The 21,099-nt window shown below is 75.0% G+C and carries 19 protein-coding genes and 1 tRNA gene; 9 read left to right on the forward strand and 11 right to left on the reverse strand.

The window, feature by feature from the left end; all coding sequences use genetic code 11:
• Positions 1-89: 89 nt before the first annotated feature.
• Positions 90-368 carry a hypothetical protein gene (locus tag O2W17_RS06480; protein ID WP_269191581.1) on the forward strand — a complete coding sequence of 93 codons (279 nt, stop codon included), beginning with the start codon at positions 90-92 and terminating at the stop codon, positions 366-368.
• Here O2W17_RS06480 and O2W17_RS06485 read toward each other — a convergent pair.
• Together O2W17_RS06485 and O2W17_RS06490 are read right to left on the reverse strand one after the other, a co-directional pair.
• Positions 352-528, reverse strand: coding sequence for a hypothetical protein (locus O2W17_RS06485; protein WP_269191582.1), 177 nt, complete (start codon positions 526-528; stop codon positions 352-354). The genes O2W17_RS06480 and O2W17_RS06485 overlap by 17 nt on opposite strands.
• Before the next feature lie 16 nt (positions 529-544).
• Positions 545-617, reverse strand: a tRNA-Arg gene (locus O2W17_RS06490).
• Positions 618-801: 184 nt separating this feature from the next.
• Here O2W17_RS06490 and O2W17_RS06495 point away from each other — a divergent pair.
• The 3 genes from O2W17_RS06495 to O2W17_RS06505 are packed head-to-tail and all read left to right on the forward strand — an operon-like array spanning position 802 to position 2,845.
• Positions 802-1,122 (forward strand): GNAT family N-acetyltransferase, encoded by a 321-nt coding sequence (locus O2W17_RS06495; protein ID WP_269191583.1) that lies wholly within the window; start codon positions 802-804, stop codon positions 1,120-1,122.
• 34 nt (positions 1,123-1,156) lie between these two features.
• Positions 1,157-1,966, forward strand: coding sequence for an Fpg/Nei family DNA glycosylase (locus O2W17_RS06500; protein ID WP_269191584.1), 810 nt, complete (start codon positions 1,157-1,159; stop codon positions 1,964-1,966).
• Between the two features lie 48 nt (positions 1,967-2,014).
• A complete protein-coding gene (locus O2W17_RS06505) occupies positions 2,015-2,845 on the forward strand; it encodes a hypothetical protein (protein ID WP_269191585.1) in 831 nt (276 codons plus the stop codon).
• Between the two features lie 13 nt (positions 2,846-2,858).
• Here O2W17_RS06505 and O2W17_RS06510 read toward each other — a convergent pair whose 3' ends face one another.
• On the reverse strand, positions 2,859-3,167 hold the full coding sequence (locus O2W17_RS06510; protein WP_269191586.1) for a putative quinol monooxygenase: 309 nt from the start codon (positions 3,165-3,167) through the stop codon (positions 2,859-2,861).
• 74 nt (positions 3,168-3,241) lie between these two features.
• On the opposite strand from O2W17_RS06510, the gene O2W17_RS06515 reads away from it, so the two are divergent.
• A complete protein-coding gene (locus O2W17_RS06515) occupies positions 3,242-4,654 on the forward strand; it encodes an NADP oxidoreductase (protein WP_269191587.1) in 1,413 nt (470 codons plus the stop codon).
• Positions 4,655-4,771: 117 nt separating this feature from the next.
• On the opposite strand, the gene O2W17_RS06520 is transcribed toward O2W17_RS06515, so the two are convergent.
• The 6 genes from O2W17_RS06520 to O2W17_RS06545 form a co-directional block, all read right to left on the reverse strand.
• Positions 4,772-5,878: an inositol monophosphatase family protein gene (locus O2W17_RS06520; RefSeq protein WP_269191588.1), complete on the reverse strand. Its 1,107-nt coding sequence runs from the start codon at positions 5,876-5,878 to the stop codon at positions 4,772-4,774.
• Positions 5,871-8,675, reverse strand: a complete 2,805-nt coding sequence (ppc, locus tag O2W17_RS06525) for a phosphoenolpyruvate carboxylase (RefSeq protein ID WP_269191589.1) — start codon at positions 8,673-8,675, stop codon at positions 5,871-5,873. The genes O2W17_RS06520 and ppc overlap by 8 nt, the downstream gene beginning before the upstream one ends.
• 60 nt (positions 8,676-8,735) lie before the next feature.
• Positions 8,736-9,596: a tetratricopeptide repeat protein gene (locus O2W17_RS06530; protein WP_269191590.1), complete on the reverse strand. Its 861-nt coding sequence runs from the start codon at positions 9,594-9,596 to the stop codon at positions 8,736-8,738.
• Between the two features lie 115 nt (positions 9,597-9,711).
• On the reverse strand, positions 9,712-10,692 hold the full coding sequence (locus O2W17_RS06535) for a TIGR03557 family F420-dependent LLM class oxidoreductase (RefSeq protein ID WP_269191591.1): 981 nt from the start codon (positions 10,690-10,692) through the stop codon (positions 9,712-9,714).
• Between the two features lie 38 nt (positions 10,693-10,730).
• The gene (locus O2W17_RS06540; protein WP_269191592.1) at positions 10,731-11,933 is read right to left on the reverse strand and encodes an ABC transporter permease; all 1,203 of its coding nucleotides are present in this window, start codon (positions 11,931-11,933) and stop codon (positions 10,731-10,733) included.
• Entirely contained in the window at positions 11,930-12,847 is a 918-nt protein-coding gene (locus O2W17_RS06545) for an ABC transporter ATP-binding protein (RefSeq protein ID WP_269191593.1), read from the reverse strand. The genes O2W17_RS06540 and O2W17_RS06545 overlap by 4 nt, the downstream gene beginning before the upstream one ends.
• Before the next feature lie 143 nt (positions 12,848-12,990).
• On the opposite strand from O2W17_RS06545, the gene O2W17_RS06550 reads away from it, so the two are divergent.
• Positions 12,991-13,659, forward strand: coding sequence for a UdgX family uracil-DNA binding protein (locus tag O2W17_RS06550; protein WP_269191594.1), 669 nt, complete (start codon positions 12,991-12,993; stop codon positions 13,657-13,659).
• Positions 13,660-13,775: 116 nt separating this feature from the next.
• Here the strand turns inward: O2W17_RS06550 and O2W17_RS06555 are convergent, their stop codons facing one another.
• A complete protein-coding gene (locus O2W17_RS06555) occupies positions 13,776-15,101 on the reverse strand; it encodes an MFS transporter (protein WP_269191595.1) in 1,326 nt (441 codons plus the stop codon).
• Positions 15,102-15,263: 162 nt separating this feature from the next.
• The gene (gene pdxH, locus O2W17_RS06560; protein ID WP_269191596.1) at positions 15,264-15,911 is read right to left on the reverse strand and encodes a pyridoxamine 5'-phosphate oxidase; all 648 of its coding nucleotides are present in this window, start codon (positions 15,909-15,911) and stop codon (positions 15,264-15,266) included.
• A 147-nt stretch (positions 15,912-16,058) separates the two neighbouring features.
• On the opposite strand from pdxH, the gene O2W17_RS06565 reads away from it, so the two are divergent.
• The 3 genes from O2W17_RS06565 to O2W17_RS06575 all read left to right on the forward strand — a co-directional run bounded on the left by O2W17_RS06565 (position 16,059) and on the right by O2W17_RS06575 (position 21,098).
• A complete protein-coding gene (locus O2W17_RS06565; protein WP_269191597.1) occupies positions 16,059-17,177 on the forward strand; it encodes a citrate synthase 2 in 1,119 nt (372 codons plus the stop codon).
• Positions 17,178-17,280: 103 nt separating this feature from the next.
• Positions 17,281-18,393: a phosphoserine transaminase gene (gene serC, locus O2W17_RS06570; RefSeq protein ID WP_269191598.1), complete on the forward strand. Its 1,113-nt coding sequence runs from the start codon at positions 17,281-17,283 to the stop codon at positions 18,391-18,393.
• Between the two features lie 32 nt (positions 18,394-18,425).
• On the forward strand, positions 18,426-21,098 hold the full coding sequence (locus O2W17_RS06575) for an ATP-binding protein (protein ID WP_269191599.1): 2,673 nt from the start codon (positions 18,426-18,428) through the stop codon (positions 21,096-21,098).
• Position 21,099 lies beyond the last annotated feature (1 nt).

Below are 21,099 nucleotides of genomic sequence, written 5' to 3' on the forward strand. Positions count from 1 at the left end.
GCGGTGATCGTGCCGCTGGCTCTGGCATCGCTGCTGACCGGCGTCGTGCAGTCGGTGGGCACGTCCTGGGGGCTGGTGCGGCACTGTGGGTGGTGGTCAAGCTGGCGCTCACCGTCGTCGCCACCGCACTCCTGCTGCTGCACACCCAGCCGATCGGCCACCTCGGCTCGGGGGCGGCCGCTGGCGGCACTTTCGGGTCCGCCCTCGACGGCATGCGCGTGCGGCTGGTCGTCGACGCGACCGCCGCGCTGCTCGTCCTCCTCGGCGCGACGGCGCTGGCGGTCTACACGCCGCGCGGGGTGACCCGCTTCGGGCGCCCCGCCCCACAGAGCCGCGCGGCCTCCCAGGGACTCACAGCGCACAGCTAGCGGTGCCGCGCTCCGGCGCCTCGTCCGGCGGCTCCACGAACGGCAGCGCCATCGCCGCCAGCTTCGTCTGCAGGTTCAGGTCGCTGGTCGCGACGGACACCGCCGCCCCGGGATGCGCACTCTGCAGCAGCATGGAGGCGACGAGGCGGTCGTCGGGCACGGTGAGGTCCAGCCAGTGCCCCCGGCAGGATTCGAACCTGCGACACACGGTTTAGGAAACCGATGCTCTATCCCCTGAGCTACGGGGGCCTCGGGGCGGTTCTCCCCGCGCCCGGACCTTCGCGGAGAGGCTAACGGGTGACCCCGCGGAACCCTCGCTGCACCCGACTCGTCGGTACGGAGGAGACACGGCGCGGTTCCAGCGGGTTACCGTGCTGGGGCACATACCGAGCTCCGGCAACGGCGCCGGGGTCATGGAGGGTGGACGACAACGATGGAGACCACGGTGGTCGACGTCCCCGAGCGGGGACGCTTCGAGGTGCGGCAGGGCGAGCGGGTCGTCGGACTGGCCAGCTACCACGTCGAGAACGGGCAGATGACCCTTCCGCACACCGAGGTGGATCCCTCCGTCGGCGGCCAGGGCATCGGGACGAGGCTGGTCGCCGAGGTCCTCTCCGCGGCCCGGGACCGCGGGCTCACCGTGCTGCCGTACTGCTCGTTCATCCGGCACTACATCCAGCAGCACCCCGAGCTGGTCGACCTGGTCGCGGTCGACGACCGCCCGCACTTCGGACTGGAGACCGCCGACCGCTGACCGTCGCCGGACAGCGGCCACCTAGGCTGCGCGGATGCCCGAGGGCCACACCCTGTTCCGCCTGGCGCGGGAGCAGCAGCTGCTGTTCGCCGGCCGCCCGGTGCACGTCACCAGCCCGCAAGGTCGGTTCGAGGCCGGCGCCGCGCTGCTCGACGGCCGCGAGCTGGACGAGGTCTTTTCCTACGGCAAGCACCTGTTCGCGCGCTTCGGCGGCGACAGCCTGCACGTGCACCTGGGCCTCTACGGCAGCTTCACCACCGGTGCGGGCACGCCACCCCCGGCGAAGGGGGCGCTGCGGATGCGCTGGGAGGCCGACGGGCCCGACGGCGCCGGGGTGTGGACCGACCTGCGCGGCCCCACCGCGTGCGAGGTGCTGGCCGCGCCCGAGGTGGACCGCATCCTCGACCGGCTGGGCCCCGACCCGCTGCGTCCCCGCGCCGACGGCACCCTCGCCCACCGGCGCATCGCCGGCAGCCGCACCGCCATCGGCGCCCTGCTCATGGACCAGTCGGTGCTGGCCGGCGTCGGCAACGTGTACCGGGCCGAGGTGCTCTTCCGGCACGGCGTCTCGCCGTTCCGGCCCGGCCGGCAGGTCGACGCCGGGACGTGGGGCTCGATGTGGCAGGACCTGGTCACGCTGTTGCGGGCCGGCGTCCGGATGGGCCGGATCATCACCACCCGGCCCGAGGACCGCTCCCGCCGCAGCGGCGCGGTCCGCCGGGAGGACGCGCACTACGTCTACCGCCGCACGGACCTGCCGTGCCGGCTCTGCGGCACCGAGATCCGCACCCAGGTGATGGTCGGGCGCAACCTCTACTGGTGCCCGGTCTGCCAGGCCGTCTGACCTGCACGTCCACCTCGGCAGCCCGTCCCGCGTGTACCCTCGGGAAGGATGAGGCACCGGTTCCGATGGGCGGTCACGCTCACGGCGGTCGCCGGCCTGATCGGCGTCCCGGCCGCGGCCTCTGCCGTGCCCGCCGAGCGGGACGACCGCACCAGCACCGTCGGGTACGACGTCTCCCACCCGCAGTGCGGCACCGAGCTGCCCGCCGACGCCGCGTTCGCCGTCGTCGGGGTCAACGGCGGCCTGGCCACGCGTACCAACCCCTGCCTGGCGGCGCAGCTGGAGTGGGCGGCCGGCTCGTCGGGCGACGTCTCCGGTCAGCCGCCGCTGCAGCTGTACCTCAACACCGCCAACCCCGGGCAGGTGCGCGGCCTGGTCACCACGTGGCCGTCCGCCGGCGACACGCCCTACGGCGGCTGCGACGGCACCAACTCGATGGCCTGCAGCTGGCAGTACGGCTGGGAACGGGCACGCGCCAGCGTCCAGTCGTTCTTCCGCCCCGCCGCCCGCGCGGTGCAGCTGGACAGCCGGCCCCAGCACTACACCTGGTGGCTGGACGTCGAGACCATGAACACCTGGCAGTCGGGGTCCGACGACGCGCTCGCCCGCAACCGCGCGACTCTCGAGGGCATGACCGACTACCTCACCGACCGGGACGGCCGGGTGGGCCTGTACTCGACCGGCTACCAGTGGGGCCGGATCGTCGGCGAGGTGCCGGGGGGCAGCGACCTGGCCGACCTCGACAGCTGGCTGGCGGGCGCCACCGACCGCGCGGACGCGCGGCAGGCCTGCGACGACGACCCGCTGGTCGCCGGCGGCAGCGTGGCGATGGTCCAGTACGTCGAGGACGACCTCGACCACAACCACGCCTGCCGCTGAGCGGCTGCCGGGGCTAGATCGCGCCCTTGTCCGGGTCCCCCGCCGGGACGGCGGTCAGCCGCTTCACGTCGAGCGGGGCGGCCAGCTTGCCGGCCAGCGCCGCGCCGAGGGTGGTGAGGGCCTCGGCCTTGCCGTGCGTGCGCAGCGCGTCGGGGCTCTCCCACCGCTCCACCATCACGAAGACACCGTCGGCCTCGTGCAGCGCGTAGAGCTCGCAGCCGGGCTCCGCGTGCACCTCCGGCACGGCGGCGAGGATCGCCTCGCGGACCGCGTCCACCTCGTCCGGCTTCGGGGTGATGGTGGCGACGACGACGACGGACACGGGGGCCTCCTGGGGCAGCGGGATCGGAACGGCCCGGGCGGTTGCTCTGGTGGAGCGGCCCCGGCCGGGTCAGGATGCCAGTCGTGGTCGACGACGGCGCTCCCCCTCCCCCGAGCAGCCGGTCCCCGTTGCGGGTCGCCGTCATCGGCGCCGGCCCTGCCGGCATCTACGCCGCCGACGCGCTGACCCGGCAGAGCGACATCCCCGTCGCGATCGACCTCATCGACCGGCTGCCGACGCCGTTCGGCCTGGTGCGCCACGGGATCGCCCCCGACCACCCGAAGATGCGGGCCATCCGCGACACCCTGCACCGCAGCCTCGACCACCCGCTGGTCCGGTTCGTCGGCAACGTGGAGGTCGGCACCGACCTCTCGCTGGCCGAGCTCCGGAAGCACGTCGACGCGGTCGTCTACACCTACGGCGCGGCGCTCGACCGGCGCCTGGGCATCGAGGGCGAGGACCTGCCCGGCAGCCTGCCCGCCACCGACGTCGTGGCCTGGTACACCGGCCACCCCGACGCGGACCGCGCCACGGTGGAGGCGGCCCTGACCGGCGTCCGGTCAGCCGTGGTGATCGGCGTGGGCAACGTCGCGCTCGACGTCGGGCGGATCCTCGCCCGCACCACCGAGGAGCTCGAGCCCACCGACATGCCCCAGCACGTCATCGACGTCCTGGCCGCCGCACCGGTGCAGGAGGTGACGGTGCTCGGCCGCCGCGGTCCGGCGCAGGCGACCTTCACCACCCAGGAGCTGCGCGAGCTCGGCGGGCTGGCCGCGGCCACGGTGCTGGTCGACCCCGCCGACCTCGAGCTCGACGCCGACGCCGAGGCACGCGCGGCCACCGACCGGAACGCCACCCGCAACCTCGCGGTGCTGCGCGACTGGGCCCACCACGCGCCCGAGCCCGGCCGCACCCGGCTGCGGCTGCGCTTCTACTCGCGGCCGGTGCGGCTGCTGGGCACCGACCGGGTCACCGGCGTCGAGGTGGAACGCACCGCCGTCGACGGGGACGGCCGGGCGATCGGCACCGGCCGGTTCGAGGTGCTGCCGGCCGACCTGGTGGTGCGGTCGGTGGGTTACCTCGGGACGCCGCTGCCCGGGCTGCCGGTCGACCGGCGCACCGGCACGGTTCCCCACGACGGCACCGGGCGCGTGCTGCGCGACGGCCGGACGTCGGCCGGCGAGTACGTCGCCGGGTGGATCAAGCGCGGGCCGAGCGGGGTGGTCGGCACCAACAAGCACGATGCGCGGGAGACCGTCGCCGGGCTCCTGGCCGACGCCGGGGACGGGACGCTGCGCGCGGGCGGGCCGGTCGACGACCTGGTGCACACCCTGCAGGCGCGCGGCGCCGAGCCGGTGCTGCTCGAGGACTGGCGGGCGATCGACGCCGCCGAGCAGGCCCTGGGCGCCACCCGCGGCCGGGCGCGCACCACGCTGCACGAACGGGAGGCGCTCATGGCCGCCATCCGGGCCGCCACCGCCCGCTGACCTCCGGGGCGCCGCGGACGGGGTGCCGCACACGGGAGCGATGTGCGTCCATGGCGTCCTCGGGGCCGACGGACGCGCCCCCGGCGCACATCGCCCGGCAGCTCCCGGCGGCCGCCGTCACCCGACGGCGGCGATCAGCTCCCGGGCCGCCGCGTCGTCCGCTGCCGCCGCGAACCGGATCAGCCCCTCGGTGTCCGGGTCCAGCAGCAGCGGCTCCCCCGCGGCGGTGAGCGCCACCCCGCCGGCGGCGAACAGCACCGCCAGGCCGCCGGCGACGTCGTGCACGTGGGTGCCGGCCCGGTCGAGGTCGTGCCAACCCGCGGCCGCGCCGTCGGCCACCAGGCACAGGTCGACGGCGGTGCAGCCGGTGATCCGCACCCGCCGCGCCGTCGAGGGGACGGCGACCGCCCCGCCGCCGGGGCCGCTGGGCACCACCACGGTGCTGCCCGGGCGCGGGGCGATCGGCACCGCGTCGCGTTCGGCGCCCGCCCCGGCCACCCCGGTCCACCGCCGACCCGAGGCGAGGTCGGCCACCAGGCCGGCGACCGGTACGCCGTCGCGGACCAGCGCCGCGGAGAACGCCCACGGCGGCAGCCCGGCGGAGAAGTTGCCGGTGCCGTCCAGGGGGTCCAGCACGATCCACGGCTCGCCGGGGCCGACCGCGCGGTCCAGCCGCTCCTCGCTGAGCACGACGATCCCGAGGGGTGCGAGCACCTCGACCGCGGCGGCGTGCGCGGCCTCGTCGGCGGCGATCGAGGGGCTGCCGTCGCCCTTGGTGCGCTCCTCGCCGCTGTCTCGGGCGAGCGCCACGGCGATCTCCACCCGGGTGGCGGCCAGTGCGGCCAGGTGCCGGAAGCGGTCGGCCTCGGTCGCGTCCGGGCCCGGCAGCGGCACGGCGACGGAGCGGTCGGTGCTGCCGTGCCGGGCCCGCTCGCAGCCCCAGCCGGCGGCCAGGGCGTGCACCGCCGGGTGGTCCAGCGGAACACCCGTGCGCCGGAGGACGACCGCCTCGGCGTGGCCGTCGAGGTGCCACTGCCGACGCACCAGCGCGGCCTGCCCGTCGCCCAGCAGCACCCGCAGCCGGGGATCGTGCACCGCCGGCGCCAGGCCACCGGGCGACAGCCCGAGGGCCAGCGCCGCGGCCCGCACGTCGGCGCCGCTGACCGCCACGCGGAGGTCGCCGTCCGCGGCCGACCGCCGGCGCAGGAACCAGTGCTCAGCCACTGTTGCGCAGCGCGGTCGCGATCCCGTTGATCGTGAGCTGGATGTTGCGGCTGGTGAGCTCGTCGTCCTCCCCGTTCCGCCGGCGCCGCAGCATCTCGACCTGCAGGTGGTGCAGCGGCTCGAGGTAGGGGAACCGGTTCCGGATGGAGCGGGCCAGCGCCGGGTTGTCGGCCAGCAGGGCGTCGTCGCCGGTGATGGCCAGCGCCATCCGGCAGGTGCGCTCGTGCTCCTCGGCGATCCGGTCGAAGACCCGGGCGCGCAGCTCCTCGTCCGGCACCAGCTCCGCGTACCGGGCGGCCAGCCCCAGGTCGGTCTTCGCCAGCACCATGCCCATGTTGGACAGCACGGTGCGGAAGAACGGCCACCGCCGGTGGAGGTCGCGCAACCGCTCGAGCCGCTCGTCGGAGCCGCCCACCCACGACTCCAGCGCCGACCCGGTGCCGTACCAGCCGGGCAGCATGATCCGGGTCTGCGACCAGCTGAACACCCACGGGATGGCCCGCAGGTCGCCGATCGAGTCGCCGGCCTTCCGCGAGGGGGGCCGGCTGCCGATGTTGAGCTCGGCCAGCTCCCCGATGGGGGTCGCCGCCCGGAACCACTCCACGAACCCGGGCGTCTCGTGCACCAGCTCCACGTAGGCCTGCCGGGCGCGGGCGGCGAGGTCGTCGAGCACCGCGTAGGCCTCGTCGGCGTCGTCGCCGAGCCCCTCGACGTCGAGCAGCGTCGACTCCAGCGTGGCGGCGACCAGCGCCTCCAGGTTGCGGCGGGCGAGGTCGGGGTCGGCGTACTTCGCGGCGATCACCTCGCCCTGCTCCGTGAGGCGCAGCGCGCCGGCCACCGCGCCCGGGGGCTGGGCCCGGATCGCCTCGTAGCTGGGGCCGCCCCCGCGGCCGACGGTGCCGCCCCGGCCGTGGAACAGCCGCAGCCGGATGCCCTCGCGGCGGGCGACCTCCACCAGGTCCAGCTCGGCCCGGTACAGCGCCCAGTTGGCGGCGAGGTAGCCGCCGTCCTTGTTGCTGTCGGAGTAGCCGAGCATGACCTCCTGCGCGTCCCCCCGGGCGGCGACCAGCGAGCGGTAGAGCGGCTGGTCGAGGACGGCGCCGAGCGTGGTGGCCGCGGCCTGCAGGTCGTCGATCGTCTCGAACAGCGGTGAGATGCCCACCGGGCAGCTGGGGCCGTCGTCGCCGGCCGGGTCGAGCAGGCCGACCTCCTTGAGCAGGACGGCGACCTCCAGCACGTCGCTCACCGACTCGCACATGCTGATCACGTAGTTCGGGATGGTCCGCGGCCCGAGCAGCGCCACCCGCTCGGCAGCGGCGAGGAGGACGTCGAGCTCCTTGCGGGTCTCCTCGGACAGCTCGGCGTCCGGGCGCACCAGCGGCCGGCGCAGCCTCAGCTCCCCGGCCAGCAGCTCCACCCGGGCCGCCTCGTCGAGGGCGGCGTAGTCCTCGCACACGCCGGCCCAGGCCAGCAGCTCGGCGACGACCTGCTCGTGGACGGCGGAGTTCTGCCGCAGGTCGAGCCCGCAGAGGTGGAAGCCGAAGACCTCCACCGCCTCGCGCAGCCGCAGCAGCCGGTCGTCGGCGAGCGGCCCGGCGCCGTGGCTGCGCAGCGAGGCGTCGACGACGTCGAGGTCGGCGCGCAGCTCGTCGGGGCTGTCGTAGGGCGGCAGCACCGCGCCGGCCTCACCGCCACCGGGCACCGACCCCAGCACGCGCGCGGCGGTGGCCGCCAGCCGGGCGGAGATCCCGGTGAGCGCCCGCCGGTAGGGCTCGTCGGCGCGGAACGGGGAGTCGTCGCGCGAGGCCTCGGCCAGCGAGTACAGCTGCGGGGTGGGGGTGACCAGCCGGTCGGACATGGACAGCTCGCTGCGCAGCGCCGCCAGCTCGGCCAGGTGGTGGCCGAGCGCGGTCTCCGCCTGCCGGGTGGTGGCCCGGCGCAGCGCCTCGGCGGTGACGAAGGGGTTGCCGTCGCGGTCGCCGCCGATCCACGAGCCGGGCATGAGCATCGGCCGGCGCAGCACCCCGGCACCGGGCCAGCGCTGCTCCACCGCCTGCCGCAGCTCGGCGTTGATGGCCGGCACCACGTCGAACAGCGACAGCTCGTAGTAGCGCAGCGCCTCGTCGATCTCGTCCTGCAGGCGCAGCCGGGACAGCCGCAGCAGCGCCGTCTGCCAGAGGGTGAGCACCGAGCGCCACAGCTGGGCCGACCAGGCGGCGTCGACGTCGCCGTCGCCCGCCCGGTCGCGTTCCCGGATCAGCTGGGTGACCTGGCGCTGCACCTGGAACACCGTCTTGCGGCGGACCTCGGTGGGGTGCGCGGTGACCACCGGGCAGACCAGCGCGCCGGCGAGCTCGCGGGCCACCGTGTCGACCGGGATGTCCGCCTGGTCGAGCAGCACGAAGGACGCCGCGAGGCTGCCCTGCTGCGGCGGCGACCCGGCGCGCCGGTGGTGCCGGCGGCGCCGCTCGTGGTGGATGTCCTCCGCGAGGTTGGCCAGCACGGAGAAGTGGCTGAACGCGCGGATGACGTGGTTGGCCGACCGCACGTCGAGGCCGGCCAGCCGGCGGGCGAGGTCGGCCCGGTCGACCTCCGACCGGCGGATGCGGAACGCCTCCACCCGGGTGGACTCGACCAGCTCCAGGACGTCGGGGCCGGCCTGCTCCCCGATCACCTCGCCGAGGACGCGCCCCAGCAGCCGGATGTCGGCGCGCAGCGGCTCGTCGTCGGCGCGGTCACCGGGACCGGTGGACCCGTGGTGGCGGAGATCGGCGACGTCGACCGTGGCTTCGGACACAGCCCGAGTATCGCCGCACCGTGTGACGCCCTCATGTCGACGGCCGCGGGGACCGGCTGCTCAGTCGAGCTCGAGCTCCCGCAGGCACTGGGCGGCCAGCTGGTCGCCGGCGGCGGCGCCGAGCCGGAACTGCTCCACCGCACCCTCGAGGTCGCCGCGGTCGGCCAGGAGCACCGCCAGGTTCTGGTGGCAGTAGGGGTCACCTGCGGCGATCCCGCTGCGGTAGGCCTCCTCGGCGGCCTCCTCGTCGCCCAGCTCCTCGCGGTAGAGGTTGCCCAGCGGCAGCCAGGCCACCTGCTCCCCCAGCTTGGCGCCGCGCTCGAGCACCGAGCGGGCCTCGGCCGGGCGGCCGGTCTCGCGCAGCAGGTGTGCGAGGTCGGCGCGGGCCGCGGGGAAGTGGTGCTGCCCGGCCCGGAGGTCGTCCTCCAGGGCCGGGTCCAGCGTCGAGCACCAGCGCCAGCAGGCGACGACGGCCGCCGCCTCCTCGTCACCGGCGGCGGCGAACTCCTCCGCCACCGCCATCGCCTGCTCGCGCTCGCCCTGCTCGCGGAGGAGGAAGGCCAGCTGCAGCCCGCCCTCCAGGTCGCCGGCGGCCGCGGCCCCCCGGTAGGCGCGCATCGCGCCGGCCAGGTCACCGAGGTCCTCGAGCACCAGGCCGAGGTTGCGCCAGGCGTCGGCTTCGCCGTGGCGCAGCGCGACCTCGTAGGCGTCCACCGCCTCCGACCAGCGGTGCTGCGCGGCGAGGGAGTTGCCGAGGTTGTACGCGGCCACGGAGTCGCCGAGGTCGAAGGCACGGCGGAAGCAGCGCTCCGCGTCCTCCTGCCGGCCGGCGTCGGCCAGGTCGCAGCCGAGGTCGATCAGCGCGTCGGCGTCGTCGGAGGCGAGCAGCCGCCGCAGCCGCCCGTCCAGGTCCTCGGTCATGCCGCCGATGATCGTGGCGGCACGACCGGTCGCGCGCCCCTGTGCGCGCGGACCTCACCCCAAGGGATCGGCCCGGGGGGCGCCGGTCACCCGATCGGCTGCCCCCGGCCGGCGATCAGCTGCCGAACGCCTCGCGCCAGGCCGGCATGAGGTCGCGCTGGGCCCACTCGAGGTAGGGCTGCTGCTGGTCCCCGCCGATCTGGACGAGCGCCAGGTGGGTGAACCCGGCGTCGGCGTACTCCTTCGCGCCGGCGATCACCGCCTCGACGTCGTCCCCGCACGGGATGCTGCCCTCGACGTCCTCCTCGCGGACGAACGAGCTCGCCGCGTCGAAGGCGCTCGGCCCGGGCAGCTCGGCGTTCACCTTCCAGCCGAGACCGAACCAGCGGAACAGGCTGTGGGCGCGGGTCACGGCGGCGGCCTTGTCCGTGCCGTAGCTGATCGGCATCTGGGCGACCTTCGGCTTGCCCGCACCCCCTGCGGCCTCGAACGCCTCGACGAGCTCGGACAGCGGGTCGGTCGCGACGAGTACGTCGGCCAGCTCGCCGGCGATCGTGGCCGCCTGCTTCCCGCCGGCCGCGAAGCCGATGGGCACCCGCTTGTCCGGCAGGTCCCACAGCTTGGCCGACTCGACGTCGAAGTGCTCGCCGCGGAAGTTCGTGTGGCCCTCACCGTCGAACAGGTCGCTGATGATCTGCAGCGCCTCCATGATCATCTCGTGCCGGACGTCGGCGGGCGGCCAGCCGGCTCCGACGACGTGCTCGTTGAGGTTCTCGCCCGCGCCGAGGCCCAGGGTGAACCGGCCGCCGGACAGGATCTGCAGCGTCGCCGCCTGCTGGGCCACCACGGCCGGGTGGTAGCGGAAGATCGGGCAGGTCACGTACGTCATCAACGGGATGCGGCTGGTTGCCTGCGCCACCGCGCCGAGGGTCACCCAGGCGTTGGGCGAGTGCCCCATCTCCGTCAGCCACGGGAAGTAGTGGTCGCTGCTGACCGCGAAGTCGAAGCCCGCCTCCTCGGCGCCCACCACGTGCCCCACGAGGTCCCTGGGGCCGGCCTGCTCGGTCATCATCGTGTAGCCCAACTGCATCGCCATGCCGCGCCGCTACCCCGGCCCGGTTGCGGCCAACCGGCTCAGCCGCGCCCGCCCCGCATCGCGTCCCGCAGCTTGGTCTTGCCGCTGGTGCGCAGCAGCGCGCCCGCGTAGATGCGGCCCCCGACCCGGACCGCCGCGGCGATGGCGATCAGCATGAGCACGACCGCCAGCGCCACCTCCCACACCGCCGCCTCGCCCGCCGCCTGCCGGACCGGCATGACCAGCGGGGAGAGGCCGGGTACGTAGGAGGTGACGACGGCGAGCGTGCCGCTCGGCTCGGCCGCGGCCTGGATGCCGATGAAGAACCCGACGACGAGCAGCAGGATCATCGGCGTGAGCACGCTGCCGAGGTCCTCCTGCCGGCTGACCAGGGACCCCGCCATGGCGAAAACCGCCGCGTAGAGGGCGTAGCCGAGGACGAACCAGGCGATGACCGAGACGACGGTGCCGATGAGGTCGCCGGGCACGGCGACCAGGTCGAAGGCGAGCGCCCCGCCCACGGCGATGGCGCCGATGAGGACGATCTGGGCCAGCCCGAGGACGCCCAGCCCGATGATCTTCCCGGCGAGCAGCTGCCAGGGGCGCATCGTGGCCAGCAGCAGCTCCACCACGCGGCTGGCCTTCTCCTCGACCACGCCCTGCGCGACGAACTGGCCGAACAGGATCAGCAGGCCGTAGAGCATCGCGACGCCGATGATCGCCACCAGCACCTGCTGCTGCTCGGCGGCGTCGTCGTCGCCCTGCAGGGACGTCACCTCGACCTCCGGCACGGCGCTGAGGTCGACCCCCGCCTCGGCCAGCTGCTGGCTGATGGCCACGCCGCTGACCGCGGCGCCCACCACCGCCTCCATCGTCGAGTCGCGGTCGTTGAGCAGCAGCTCCGGACGCGCGCCGGCGAGGAGGGCGCCGTCGACGTCCTCGTCCTCGAGCGCCTGCCGTGCGGCCGCCTCGTCGGCGAGCTCCACCACCGCGACGTCGAGGCCGACGGCCTCGCCCTGCGCCTCGACGGCCGGGCCCAGCTGCGCGCTGTCGCCCACGACGGCGAGCCGGCTCTCCTCGCCGCCGCCGGAGTTGAGGGCCACCTGGAAGCCCAGGATCCCCACGAGCAGGACGACCGTCAGGACCACGCCGACGATGAAGTTCTTGTCGCGCAGGCGGGTGGAGATCTCCCGGCCGGCGACGAGCCGGACGAGCGCGGTGCTGCCCGGCGTCTGCTCGGGGGTGCGGGTCGGGGCGGTCACGCCGCCACCTCCTCGTCGGTGCGCGGGGCGGCGACGGCCTCGCGGAACAGCTCCACCAGGCTCGGCTCGCGCCAGGCGAAGTGCGTGACCCGGCCGGTCCCCAGGGCGGCCGCCAGGACGGTCTGGTCGTCGGTGCCCGGACCGAGGTCCAGCAGCGTGTCGCCGGCCTGCTCGGAGACCACCCGGACGCCGGGCAGCGCGGCGGCCCAGCCGGGGGCCGCGTCGGGGACGACGACCCGCAGCACCCGCCCGGCCTCGCGCCGGCGCAGCTCGTCGACGGTGCCCGACGCCACCATGCGGCCGCGGGCGAGGATGCCGACGGAGTCGCACAGCCGCTCGACCAGGTCGAGCTGGTGGCTGGAGAAGACGACCGGCACGCCGGTGCGGACCTGGTCCAGCAGCGCCTCGGCCAGCGAGTCGACGCCCACCGGGTCCAGGCCGGAGAACGGTTCGTCGAGGATCAGCACCTCCGGCCGGCTCACCAGCGCGGCGGCGAGCTGGACGCGCTGCTGGTTGCCCAGGGACAGCTTCTCGACGGGGTCGCCCCGGCGCTCCCCCAGGCCCAGCCGGTCCACCCACTCGGCGGAGGCGCGGCCGGCCGCGGCGGCATCGAGGCCGTGCAGCCGGGCGAAGTAGGTGACCTGCTCGCCGACCTTCATCTTCGGGTAGAGGCCGCGCTCCTCGGGCATGTAGCCCACCCGGCGCCGCAGCTGCTGGTCCAGCGGCCGGCCCTGCCAGCGGACCTCGCCGGCGTCCGGCACGACCAGCCCCATCGCGATCCGCATCGTGGTCGTCTTCCCGGCGCCGTTGGAGCCGCAGAAACCGAACATGGAGCCCGGGCGGACGCTGAACCCGACCCCGTCGAGCACCTGGATGTCGCCGAAGCTCTTGCGGAGCCCGTCGAACTCGAGCACGTGTCCTCCTGCCGTCGAGCACTGCCGCGAGAACCGTAGCGGTCCTCACGATCTCAGCGGAGCCGGGCGCACCCGGAACGGCAGGTGAACGCTGGGCGCCGGCCCGCCTCGCGGGCGGCGCCGGGGTGCGGTGTCATCGGGGCATGAGCGAGCGCGACGGCGGAGCGCAGCCGCCCCCGGGTGCCGGGCTGGACCAGCTCCGCGAGGCCGCGGCGGGATGCCGGGCCTGCGAGCTGTGGCAGGACACGACCCAGACGGTCTTCGGCGAGGGCCCGGAGACCGCCCGGGTGGTGTTCGTCGGCGAGCAGCCCGGGGACCAGGAGGACCGGCGGGGCGAGCCGTTCGTCGGCCCCGCCGGGCGGCTGCTGGACCGGGCGCTGACCGACGCCGGCCTCGACCGCTCGGTCACGTACGTGACGAACGCCGTGAAGCACTTCGGGCACGTGGTGAAGGGCAAGCGGCGGATCCACCAGACACCCCGGCCGGAGCACCTGCGGGCCTGCCGGCCGTGGCTGGAGGCGGAGTTCGCCGTCCTGCAACCGGAGATCGTCGTGGCCCTGGGCGCGACGGCGGCCAAGGCGCTGATCTCGCCGTCGTTCCGCATCACCCGCGAGCGCGGGCAGCTGCTGCCCTGGACACCACCGGGCGCCCCGGCGCCGACGGAGGACGACGACGAGGACGCCCCGCACCAGACCTGGATCGTCGCGACCACGCACCCGTCGGCGATCCTGCGCACCCCGGACGACGCCCGGGCGGCCGCCTACGACGCGCTCGTCGCCGACCTGGGAGTTGTCGCCCGCGCACTGGCCTGAGCCCGATCCGATCCACTACCGGCGAGTAGGACCGGGCCGGATCGGATATGCAGGCCGGGGTCCGGCCGGTCTCGCCACTCTCGGGGGCGGGCGAGGCCGGCCGGGCCCCACCGTCGTCAGGACCGCTCGTCCACCGCCGACCGCGAGGCCCGGAAGAACCAGAACGAGGGCACCAGCAGCGCGACGGCGACCATCGCGAGCACCACCACGACGCCGCCGGACGCCATGGCGAAGGTGACCCCGGCGGCGCTGGCGAGCCCGCCGGCGCGCAGGTCGCCCAGCCGGGGGCCACCGGTGACCACGACGATGAAGACGCCCTGCATGCGGCCCCGCATCTCCTCCGGCGCCGCCAGCTGCAGCATCGCCGAGCGGAGCACCGCGCTCACCATGTCCCCGGCGCCCGCGACGGCCAGGCAGAGCACCGCCAGCCACAGCGTCGGGGCGTAGCCGAAGCCGATGATCGCCACGCCCCAGACGGCGATCGAGACGATCACCACCGCGCCCTGCCGGTCGATCCGGGACACCCACCCCGACGTCAGGCCCATCGCCAGCGCACCGATCGAGATGCCGGCGAACAGCCAGCCCAGCGCGTTAGGCGACCCCTCGAACCGGGTCTGGGACAGCTCCGGGAAGACCGCCTGCGGCCAGGCGAACAGCATGGCGATGATGTCGACGACGAACGTCATGAGCAGCACCGGCTGGGTGCGCAGGAACGCGAAGCCCTCCCACACCCCCTGCAGGGTCGACCCCAGCCGGAGCGGGCCGGCGTCCCGCCCCGGCGGCAGCGGCGGCAGCCCCCGCAGCAGCAGCACGGCGACGAGGAAGCCGACGGCGTCGATGGCGTAGGCGGTGAACAGCGACCCCAGCCCGATCAGCAGGCCGGCCAGCAGCGGGCCGACGATGACGCCGATCTGCCGGACGGTCATGGCCAGGGCGTTGGCCGCCGGCACGCCGGCCGGCCCGACGAGCGCCGGGATGACGGCGTAGCGCGCCGGGGAGTTCACCGCGGTGAAAGCGGAGACCGCGGCGGTCAGCACCCAGAGCAGGGCCAGGTTCCCGCCGCCGGGCAGCAGCGCCTGGGCTGCGAGCAGCGCGCTGGTGACCGCGGCGCCGACGGAGGTGACCACCAGCAGCCGGCGGCGGTCCATGGCGTCGGCGATCGCGCCGCCGAGCAGCCCGAAGACGATCAGCGGGACCAGCGCGACCATCGAGGTGACGCCGACCATGAACGAGGACCCGGTCAGCGCGTAGACCTGGAACGGGACGGCCACCAGCGTCATCTGCTGGCCGATCGTGGTGGTGGCGATCCCCCAGAACAGGCGCCGGTAGCCCGGGTCTCGCAACGGCGTGGTGTCGATCGCCCACCCGCGCCGGCGCACCCGCTCCGGGACCGGCTCCTCGACCGGTGCGCCCCCCTCCGCCGGATCGACCGGAGACGTCACGTCGTCACCGGTTCGCTCCCGCGGCGCGCTCCGCTCCTCGCTCGCCGGCGCTCGCTGCGATGCTCACGCACCTGTCCGCTCACGGCGTCACCGGTCCGCTCCCGCGGCGCGCTCCGCTCCTCGCTCGCCGGCGCTCGCTGCGATGCTCACGCACCTGCCCGCTCACGGCGCGAGCCGCTGGACCAGCCAGCCCCCGCCCTCCGCCTCGTCGAGCACGAAGCGGAGCCGGTCGTGCAGCCGGTCGCTCCCGCCCTGCCAGAACTCCACGCGCTCCGGGACCACCCGGTAGCCGCCCCACGCCGCGGGCCGGGGCAGCTTGCCCTCCGGCGTCTGCCCGTCGAGCCGCCGCACGCGCTCCTCGAGCTCCTCCCGCGAGTCGACGACCGTCGACTGCACCGAGGCGGCGGCCGCCACCTGCGAGCCGCGCGGCCGCGGGTCCCACAGGTCGTCGGACGCCGCGTCGCCGATCCGCTCCACCCGGCCGGTCACCCGCACCTGGCGCTGCAGCGCGTGCCACGGGAAGACCAGCGCCGCGCGGGGGTTGACGGCCAGCTGCGCGCCCTTGGCCGAGGCGTAGCTGGTGCCGAACACGATGCCTGCGGCGTCGTAGCCCTTCATCAGCACGACCCGGGCGTCCGGGGCGCCGTCGGCGTCGGCCGTCGCCACCACGACGGCGTTGGGTTCGGGGATCTCCGCGGTCACGGCGTCGCCGAACCAGCGGTCGAACTGCTCGACCCAGGTGGGGGCGAGCTCGTCCTCGCTCAGCCGCCCAAGGGTGTAGTCGTGGCGCATGCGGGTCAGGTCGGGCACGCAGTCATGCTGACACCACGGGGGCCCCGGAGCGCGGGCGCACCGCCCCCCGCGTGCCAGGACGGGGCCGACGGCCTTAGGGTCGACTGGCAATCGTGCGGCAGTCCCCTGCGCGCACGTGGGTCCGCGCGCAGAGGAGCATGCGAGATGGCCGACGACTTCGTACCCGGCCTGGAGGGCGTCATCGCCTTCGAGACCGAGATCGCCGAACCCGACAAGGACGGCGGTTCGCTGCGCTACCGCGGCGTCGACATCGAGGACCTGGTCGGCAAGGTGACCTTCGGCAACGTCTGGGCGTTGCTGGTCGACGGCAAGTTCGGCCCCGGGCTCCCCCCGGCCGAGCCGTTCCCGATCCCGGTGCACAGCGGTGACGTGCGGGTCGACGTCCAGGCCGCGCTGGCCATGCTGGCGCCCTTCTGGGGCTACCGCCCGCTGCTGGACATCGACAGCGAGACCGCGCGCGAGCAACTCGCCCGCGCCGCCGTCATGGCGCTGTCCTACGTCGCGCAGTCCGCCCGCGGCATCGGCACCCCCGCCGTCCCGCAGAGCCGGATCGACGAGGCCTCCACCATCGTCGAGCGCTTCATGGTCCGCTGGCGCGGCGAGCCCGACCCCCGCCACGTGGCCGCCGTCGACGCCTACTGGACGTCGGCCGCCGAGCACGGCATGAACGCCTCGACGTTCACCGCCCGCGTCATCGCCTCCACCGGCGCCGACGTCGCCGCCGCCATGTCCGGCGCGATCGGCGCGATGTCCGGCCCGCTGCACGGCGGCGCCCCCTCCCGCGTGCTGCACATGCTCGACGACGTGGAGAAGACCGGCGACGCCGAGAAGTACGTCAAGGACCTGCTCGACCGCAAGGAGCGGTTGATGGGCTTCGGTCACCGCGTCTACCGGGCCGAGGACCCGCGGGCCCGCGTGCTCCGCCGCTCCGCCGAGGAGCTCGGCGCCCCCCGCTTCGAGGCCGCCCTCGCCCTGGAGAACGCCGCGCTCAAGGAGCTGCGCGAGCGGCGTCCCGACCGGCCGGTCGAGACCAACGTCGAGTTCTGGGCGGCCATCGTCCTCGACTTCGCCGAGGTCCCGAGCCACATGTTCACCTCGATGTTCACCTGCGCCCGCACCGCCGGCTGGTGCGCGCACATCCTGGAGCAGAAGAACACCGGCCGCCTCGTGCGCCCGTCGGCCCGGTACATCGGCCCCGACCCCCGCAAGCCCCAGGAGGTCGAGGGCTGGGACACCATCAACCCCGAGGCCGCCGCGATCTGAGCACCACCGCTCCCGACGACGACGGCCCGGCCGCACGATGCGACCCGGGCCGTCGTCGTCGGGCGCTACGCCCGACCCACGTGAACCGGAAGGCTTCCCACGGATGAGCATCACCATCCCCGCCGAGCTCCTGCCCGCCGACGGCCGGTTCGGGTGCGGTCCGTCCAAGGTGCGCCCCGAGGCGCTGCGGGCCCTGGCCGGTGACGGTGCCGCGATCATGGGTACCTCCCACCGCCAGGCGCCGGTGAAGAACCTGGTCCGGCGGGTGCGGGAGGGGCTCACCGAGCTGTTCGACCTGCCCGACGGCTACGAGGTCGTGCTCGGCAACGGCGGCACCACCGCCTTCTGGGACGCCGCGCTCTTCGGGCTGATCCGCGACCGCGCCGCCTTCGGCACCTACGGGGAGTTCTCGGCCAAGTTCGCCTCCGGCGCGAGGGAGGCCCCGTTCCTCGGCGACCCGCTGATCGTGACGGCCGACCCCGGGTCGCTGGCGCTGCCCCCCGCCACCGAGGGCGTGGACGCCTACGGCTGGGCGCACAACGAGACCTCGACCGGCGTGATGGCGCCGATCGCCCGGCCGTCGGGCACCGAGGACGCGCTCGTGCTCATCGACGCCACCAGCGGCGCCGGCGGCCTGCCGGTCGACGTCTCGCAGACCGACGTCTACTACTTCGCGCCGCAGAAGTCCTTCGCCGCCGACGGCGGCCTGTGGGTCGCCCTCATGTCGGCCGACGCGCTGCAGCGGATCGCCGAGATCAAGGCGTCGGGCCGCTGGATCCCCGGATTCCTCGACCTCTCGATCGCCGTCGACAACTCGTCGAAGGACCAGACCTACAACACCCCGGCCGTCGCCACCCTGTTCCTGCTGGCCGACCAGATCGACTGGATGCTCGCCCTCGGCGGGCTCTCGGGCGCCGTCGGCCGGACCCGCGAGTCCTCGGGCCGCCTCTACGGCTGGGCGGAGAAGTCGTCCTACGCGACGCCGTTCGTCGCCGACCCCGATCACCGCAGCTACGTCGTGGGCACCATCGACTTCGCCGACTCGGTCGACGCCGCCGCGGTGGCGACGACGCTGCGCGCCCACGGCGTCGTCGACGTGGAGCCCTACCGCAAGCTGGGCCGCAACCAGCTGCGCGTCGGCATGTTCCCCGCCGTCGACCCCGACGACGTGACCGCGTTGACCGCCTGCATCGACTACGTGGCGGAACGTCTCTGAACGAGCTGCCGGCTTCTTCGCTGGAGGCGGGCGTGGGCCCCGGTAGGTCGTCGGCTCCCGACGGCGGCGATCTCTTCGCCGCCGGCGGGGAGGCCGGCCGGATCATGGCCGGTTTCGACTGGGCCGGCACCTCGGTGGGCGCCGTCGAGACGTGGCCGCTCAGCCTGCGCGTCGTCGTCCGCCAGGTGCTGGTCTCCCGGTTCCCCATGATCGTGTGCTGGGGACCGGACCTGCTGCAGTTCTACAACGACGCCTACGCACCGGTGATCGGCGCGAAGCACCCGGCGATCGGCAAGGACATCCGGCTGACCCAGCCCGAGACGTGGGCCGCCCTCGGGCCACCGATCGAGCGGGCGATGACCACGCTCGAGGCGTCGTGGATGCCGGGTCTGCTCCTGCCGCTGCAGCGGGCCGGCTACCGCGAGGAGACCTACTTCACCGTCTCCCACGCACCGGCGTTCGACGACGACGGGCGGGTGGCCGGCATCCACGCCGTCTGCACCGAGGTCACCGGCGAACTGGTCGCCGCCCGCCGCCAGCGGGTGCTGCGGGACGTGGCGACCGTGGGCGGGCAGCTCGGCGACCGGGTCGAGCACGCGCTGTCGGTGATGTGCCGGACCCTCCTCAGCGACGCTCTCGACGTGCCGTTCGCCGCCGTCTACCTGGACGACCCCGCCGACGGACGGTTGCACCGGGTGGCCACCGCCGGCTGCGAGCCCGGCCTGCTCCCCGCGAGCACCGACGACGAGGACGAGCTCCGCAGAGCCGTCGGCCCGCTCGGCGCCACCGGCGGCCCGTGGGACGACCCGGTCACCGCCGCGGCGGTCATCCCCCTGGCGACCGGCCGCGACTCCGCACCCCTGGGCCGCCTGGTGCTGGGGATCAGCCCCAACCTCGCCCTGGACGACGACTACCGCTCCTTCCACGAGCTGGTGGCCGGCCAGTTCACCGGCACCCTGGTCAACATCCGGGCGTTCGAGAGCGAGCGGGAGCGCGCGGAGTCGCTCGCCGCGCTGGACCGCGCCAAGACCACCTTCTTCGCCGACGTCAGCCACGAGCTGCGCACACCGCTCACCCTGCTGCTGGGGCCGCTCCGCGACGTCCTGGACGAGGCGGACCCGCCGCTGACCGACGACGTCCGCGAGCAGCTCACCCTCGCCGTGCGCAACGGGCAGCGGCTGCAGCGGCTGGTCAACGACCTGCTGGACTTCGCCAGCATCGAGGCGGGGCGCGCGACCCCGGTGCGGGTGGAGACCGACGTCGCCACGTTCACCGCGGAGCTGGCCGGCATCTTCCGGTCGGCGGCCGAGCGGGCCGGCCTGCGGCTCACCGTCGACTGCCCGCCGCTGGACCGGCCGGCCTTCGTCGACCCGCGGATGTGGGAGAAGATCGTCGTCAACCTGCTGGCCAACGCGGTGAAGTACACCTTCGTCGGCGGCATCGAGGTCGCCCTGCGCGGCACCGGCGACGACTTCGTGCTCACCGTCGCCGACACCGGCGTGGGCATCGTGGCCGAGGAGCTGCCGCACCTGTTCGAGCGGTTCCACCGCGTCGCCGGGTCCGCCGCGCGCACCCGGGAGGGCACCGGCATCGGCCTGGCGCTGGTGCAGGAGCTGGCTGCGCTGCACGACGGCACCGTCACGGTCACCAGCGAGCCGGGACGGGGCAGCACGTTCACCGTGGCGCTCCCCTCCGGCCGCCCCGACGCCGCGCCGGCCGGCCCGACCGCGGTCCCGTCCGAGGCCGCGCACGGCGAGGCGGCCAGCTGGGAGGAGGAGACCTCCCGGCCGTCCGGCAACACCCCGGGCGCGGTCGGCGGCGCCGACGTGCTGGTCGTCGACGACAACGCCGACATGCGCGCCTACCTCACGCGGCTGCTCGGCCCGCACTGGACGGTGCGCACGACGGCGAACGGCGAGGAGGCGCTCGCCGCGGTCGCCGAGCGGGCGCCGGACCTGGTGCTGACCGACGTGATGATGCCGCGGATCGACGGCTTCGAGCTGCTGCGGGCGCTGCGCGCGGACCCGGCCACCCGGGACATCCCGGTGATCATGCTGACCGCCCGGGCCGGGCAGGAGGCCTCGGTCGAGGGCCTGGAGGCCGGCGCCGACGACTACCTGGCCAAGCCGTTCCGCGCCGCGGAGCTGCTCGCCCGGGTGCGTGTGGCGCTCGAGCGGGCCGCCGGGCGCGGGCCGGGTCCCGCCGGCCCACCCGGTCCGGCGCCCGTCCGGACGCCGGGACCACCACCGCTCCCGCCGCCCCCGGCCCCCCCGGCCGGCCGGCCGGACCCGGCGCCGGCGCCGCGGAGCGCTCCGGCGCCGGCCGGTACCCACCGGGCGCACTGGCGGTTGCCGTCGGAGCCGGCGTCGATCCCGGTCGTGCGCCGCCGGCTGCGGGCGCTGCTGGCCGACGCCGGGATCGACCCCGACCACGCCTACGACCTGCTCCTGGCCGCGTGCGAGGCGGCCAGCAACGCGATCGAGCACGCCCAGGACCCGGCCGAGCCGTTCGTCGAGGTCTCCGCCGCCGTCGGCGGCGACCTGGTCGAGATCACGATCCGCGACTACGGGCAGTGGCGGGAGCGGGTGCCCAGCATGGATCGCGGTCGCGGCTCGACGCTGATGAGCGCCTTCGGCGACGTCACGGCCGTGCCCAGCCCCCGCGGCACGACGGTGCGGATCCGGTCGGGCCTCGCCGGCGCCTGAC

Source organism: Blastococcus sp. VKM Ac-2987 (assembly GCF_026967805.1).
Taxonomy (GTDB): Bacteria; Actinomycetota; Actinomycetes; order Mycobacteriales; family Geodermatophilaceae; genus Blastococcus.

What these genes read in the sequence shown, in the direction of transcription:
- O2W17_RS06505 (WP_269191585.1), top strand. Translation starts at nt 2,015, where the DNA reads ATGAGGCACCGGTTCCGATGGGCGGTCACGCTCACGGCGGTCGCCGGC.
- O2W17_RS06535 (WP_269191591.1), bottom strand. Translation starts at nt 10,692, where the DNA reads ATGGCGATGCAGTTGGGCTACACGATGATGACCGAGCAGGCCGGCCCC.
- O2W17_RS06495 (WP_269191583.1), top strand. Translation starts at nt 802, where the DNA reads ATGGAGACCACGGTGGTCGACGTCCCCGAGCGGGGACGCTTCGAGGTG.
- serC (WP_269191598.1), top strand. Translation starts at nt 17,281, where the DNA reads ATGAGCATCACCATCCCCGCCGAGCTCCTGCCCGCCGACGGCCGGTTC.
- O2W17_RS06565 (WP_269191597.1), top strand. Translation starts at nt 16,059, where the DNA reads ATGGCCGACGACTTCGTACCCGGCCTGGAGGGCGTCATCGCCTTCGAG.
- O2W17_RS06550 (WP_269191594.1), top strand. Translation starts at nt 12,991, where the DNA reads ATGAGCGAGCGCGACGGCGGAGCGCAGCCGCCCCCGGGTGCCGGGCTG.
- O2W17_RS06515 (WP_269191587.1), top strand. Translation starts at nt 3,242, where the DNA reads ATGCCAGTCGTGGTCGACGACGGCGCTCCCCCTCCCCCGAGCAGCCGG.
- O2W17_RS06530 (WP_269191590.1), bottom strand. Translation starts at nt 9,596, where the DNA reads ATGACCGAGGACCTGGACGGGCGGCTGCGGCGGCTGCTCGCCTCCGAC.
- O2W17_RS06500 (WP_269191584.1), top strand. Translation starts at nt 1,157, where the DNA reads ATGCCCGAGGGCCACACCCTGTTCCGCCTGGCGCGGGAGCAGCAGCTG.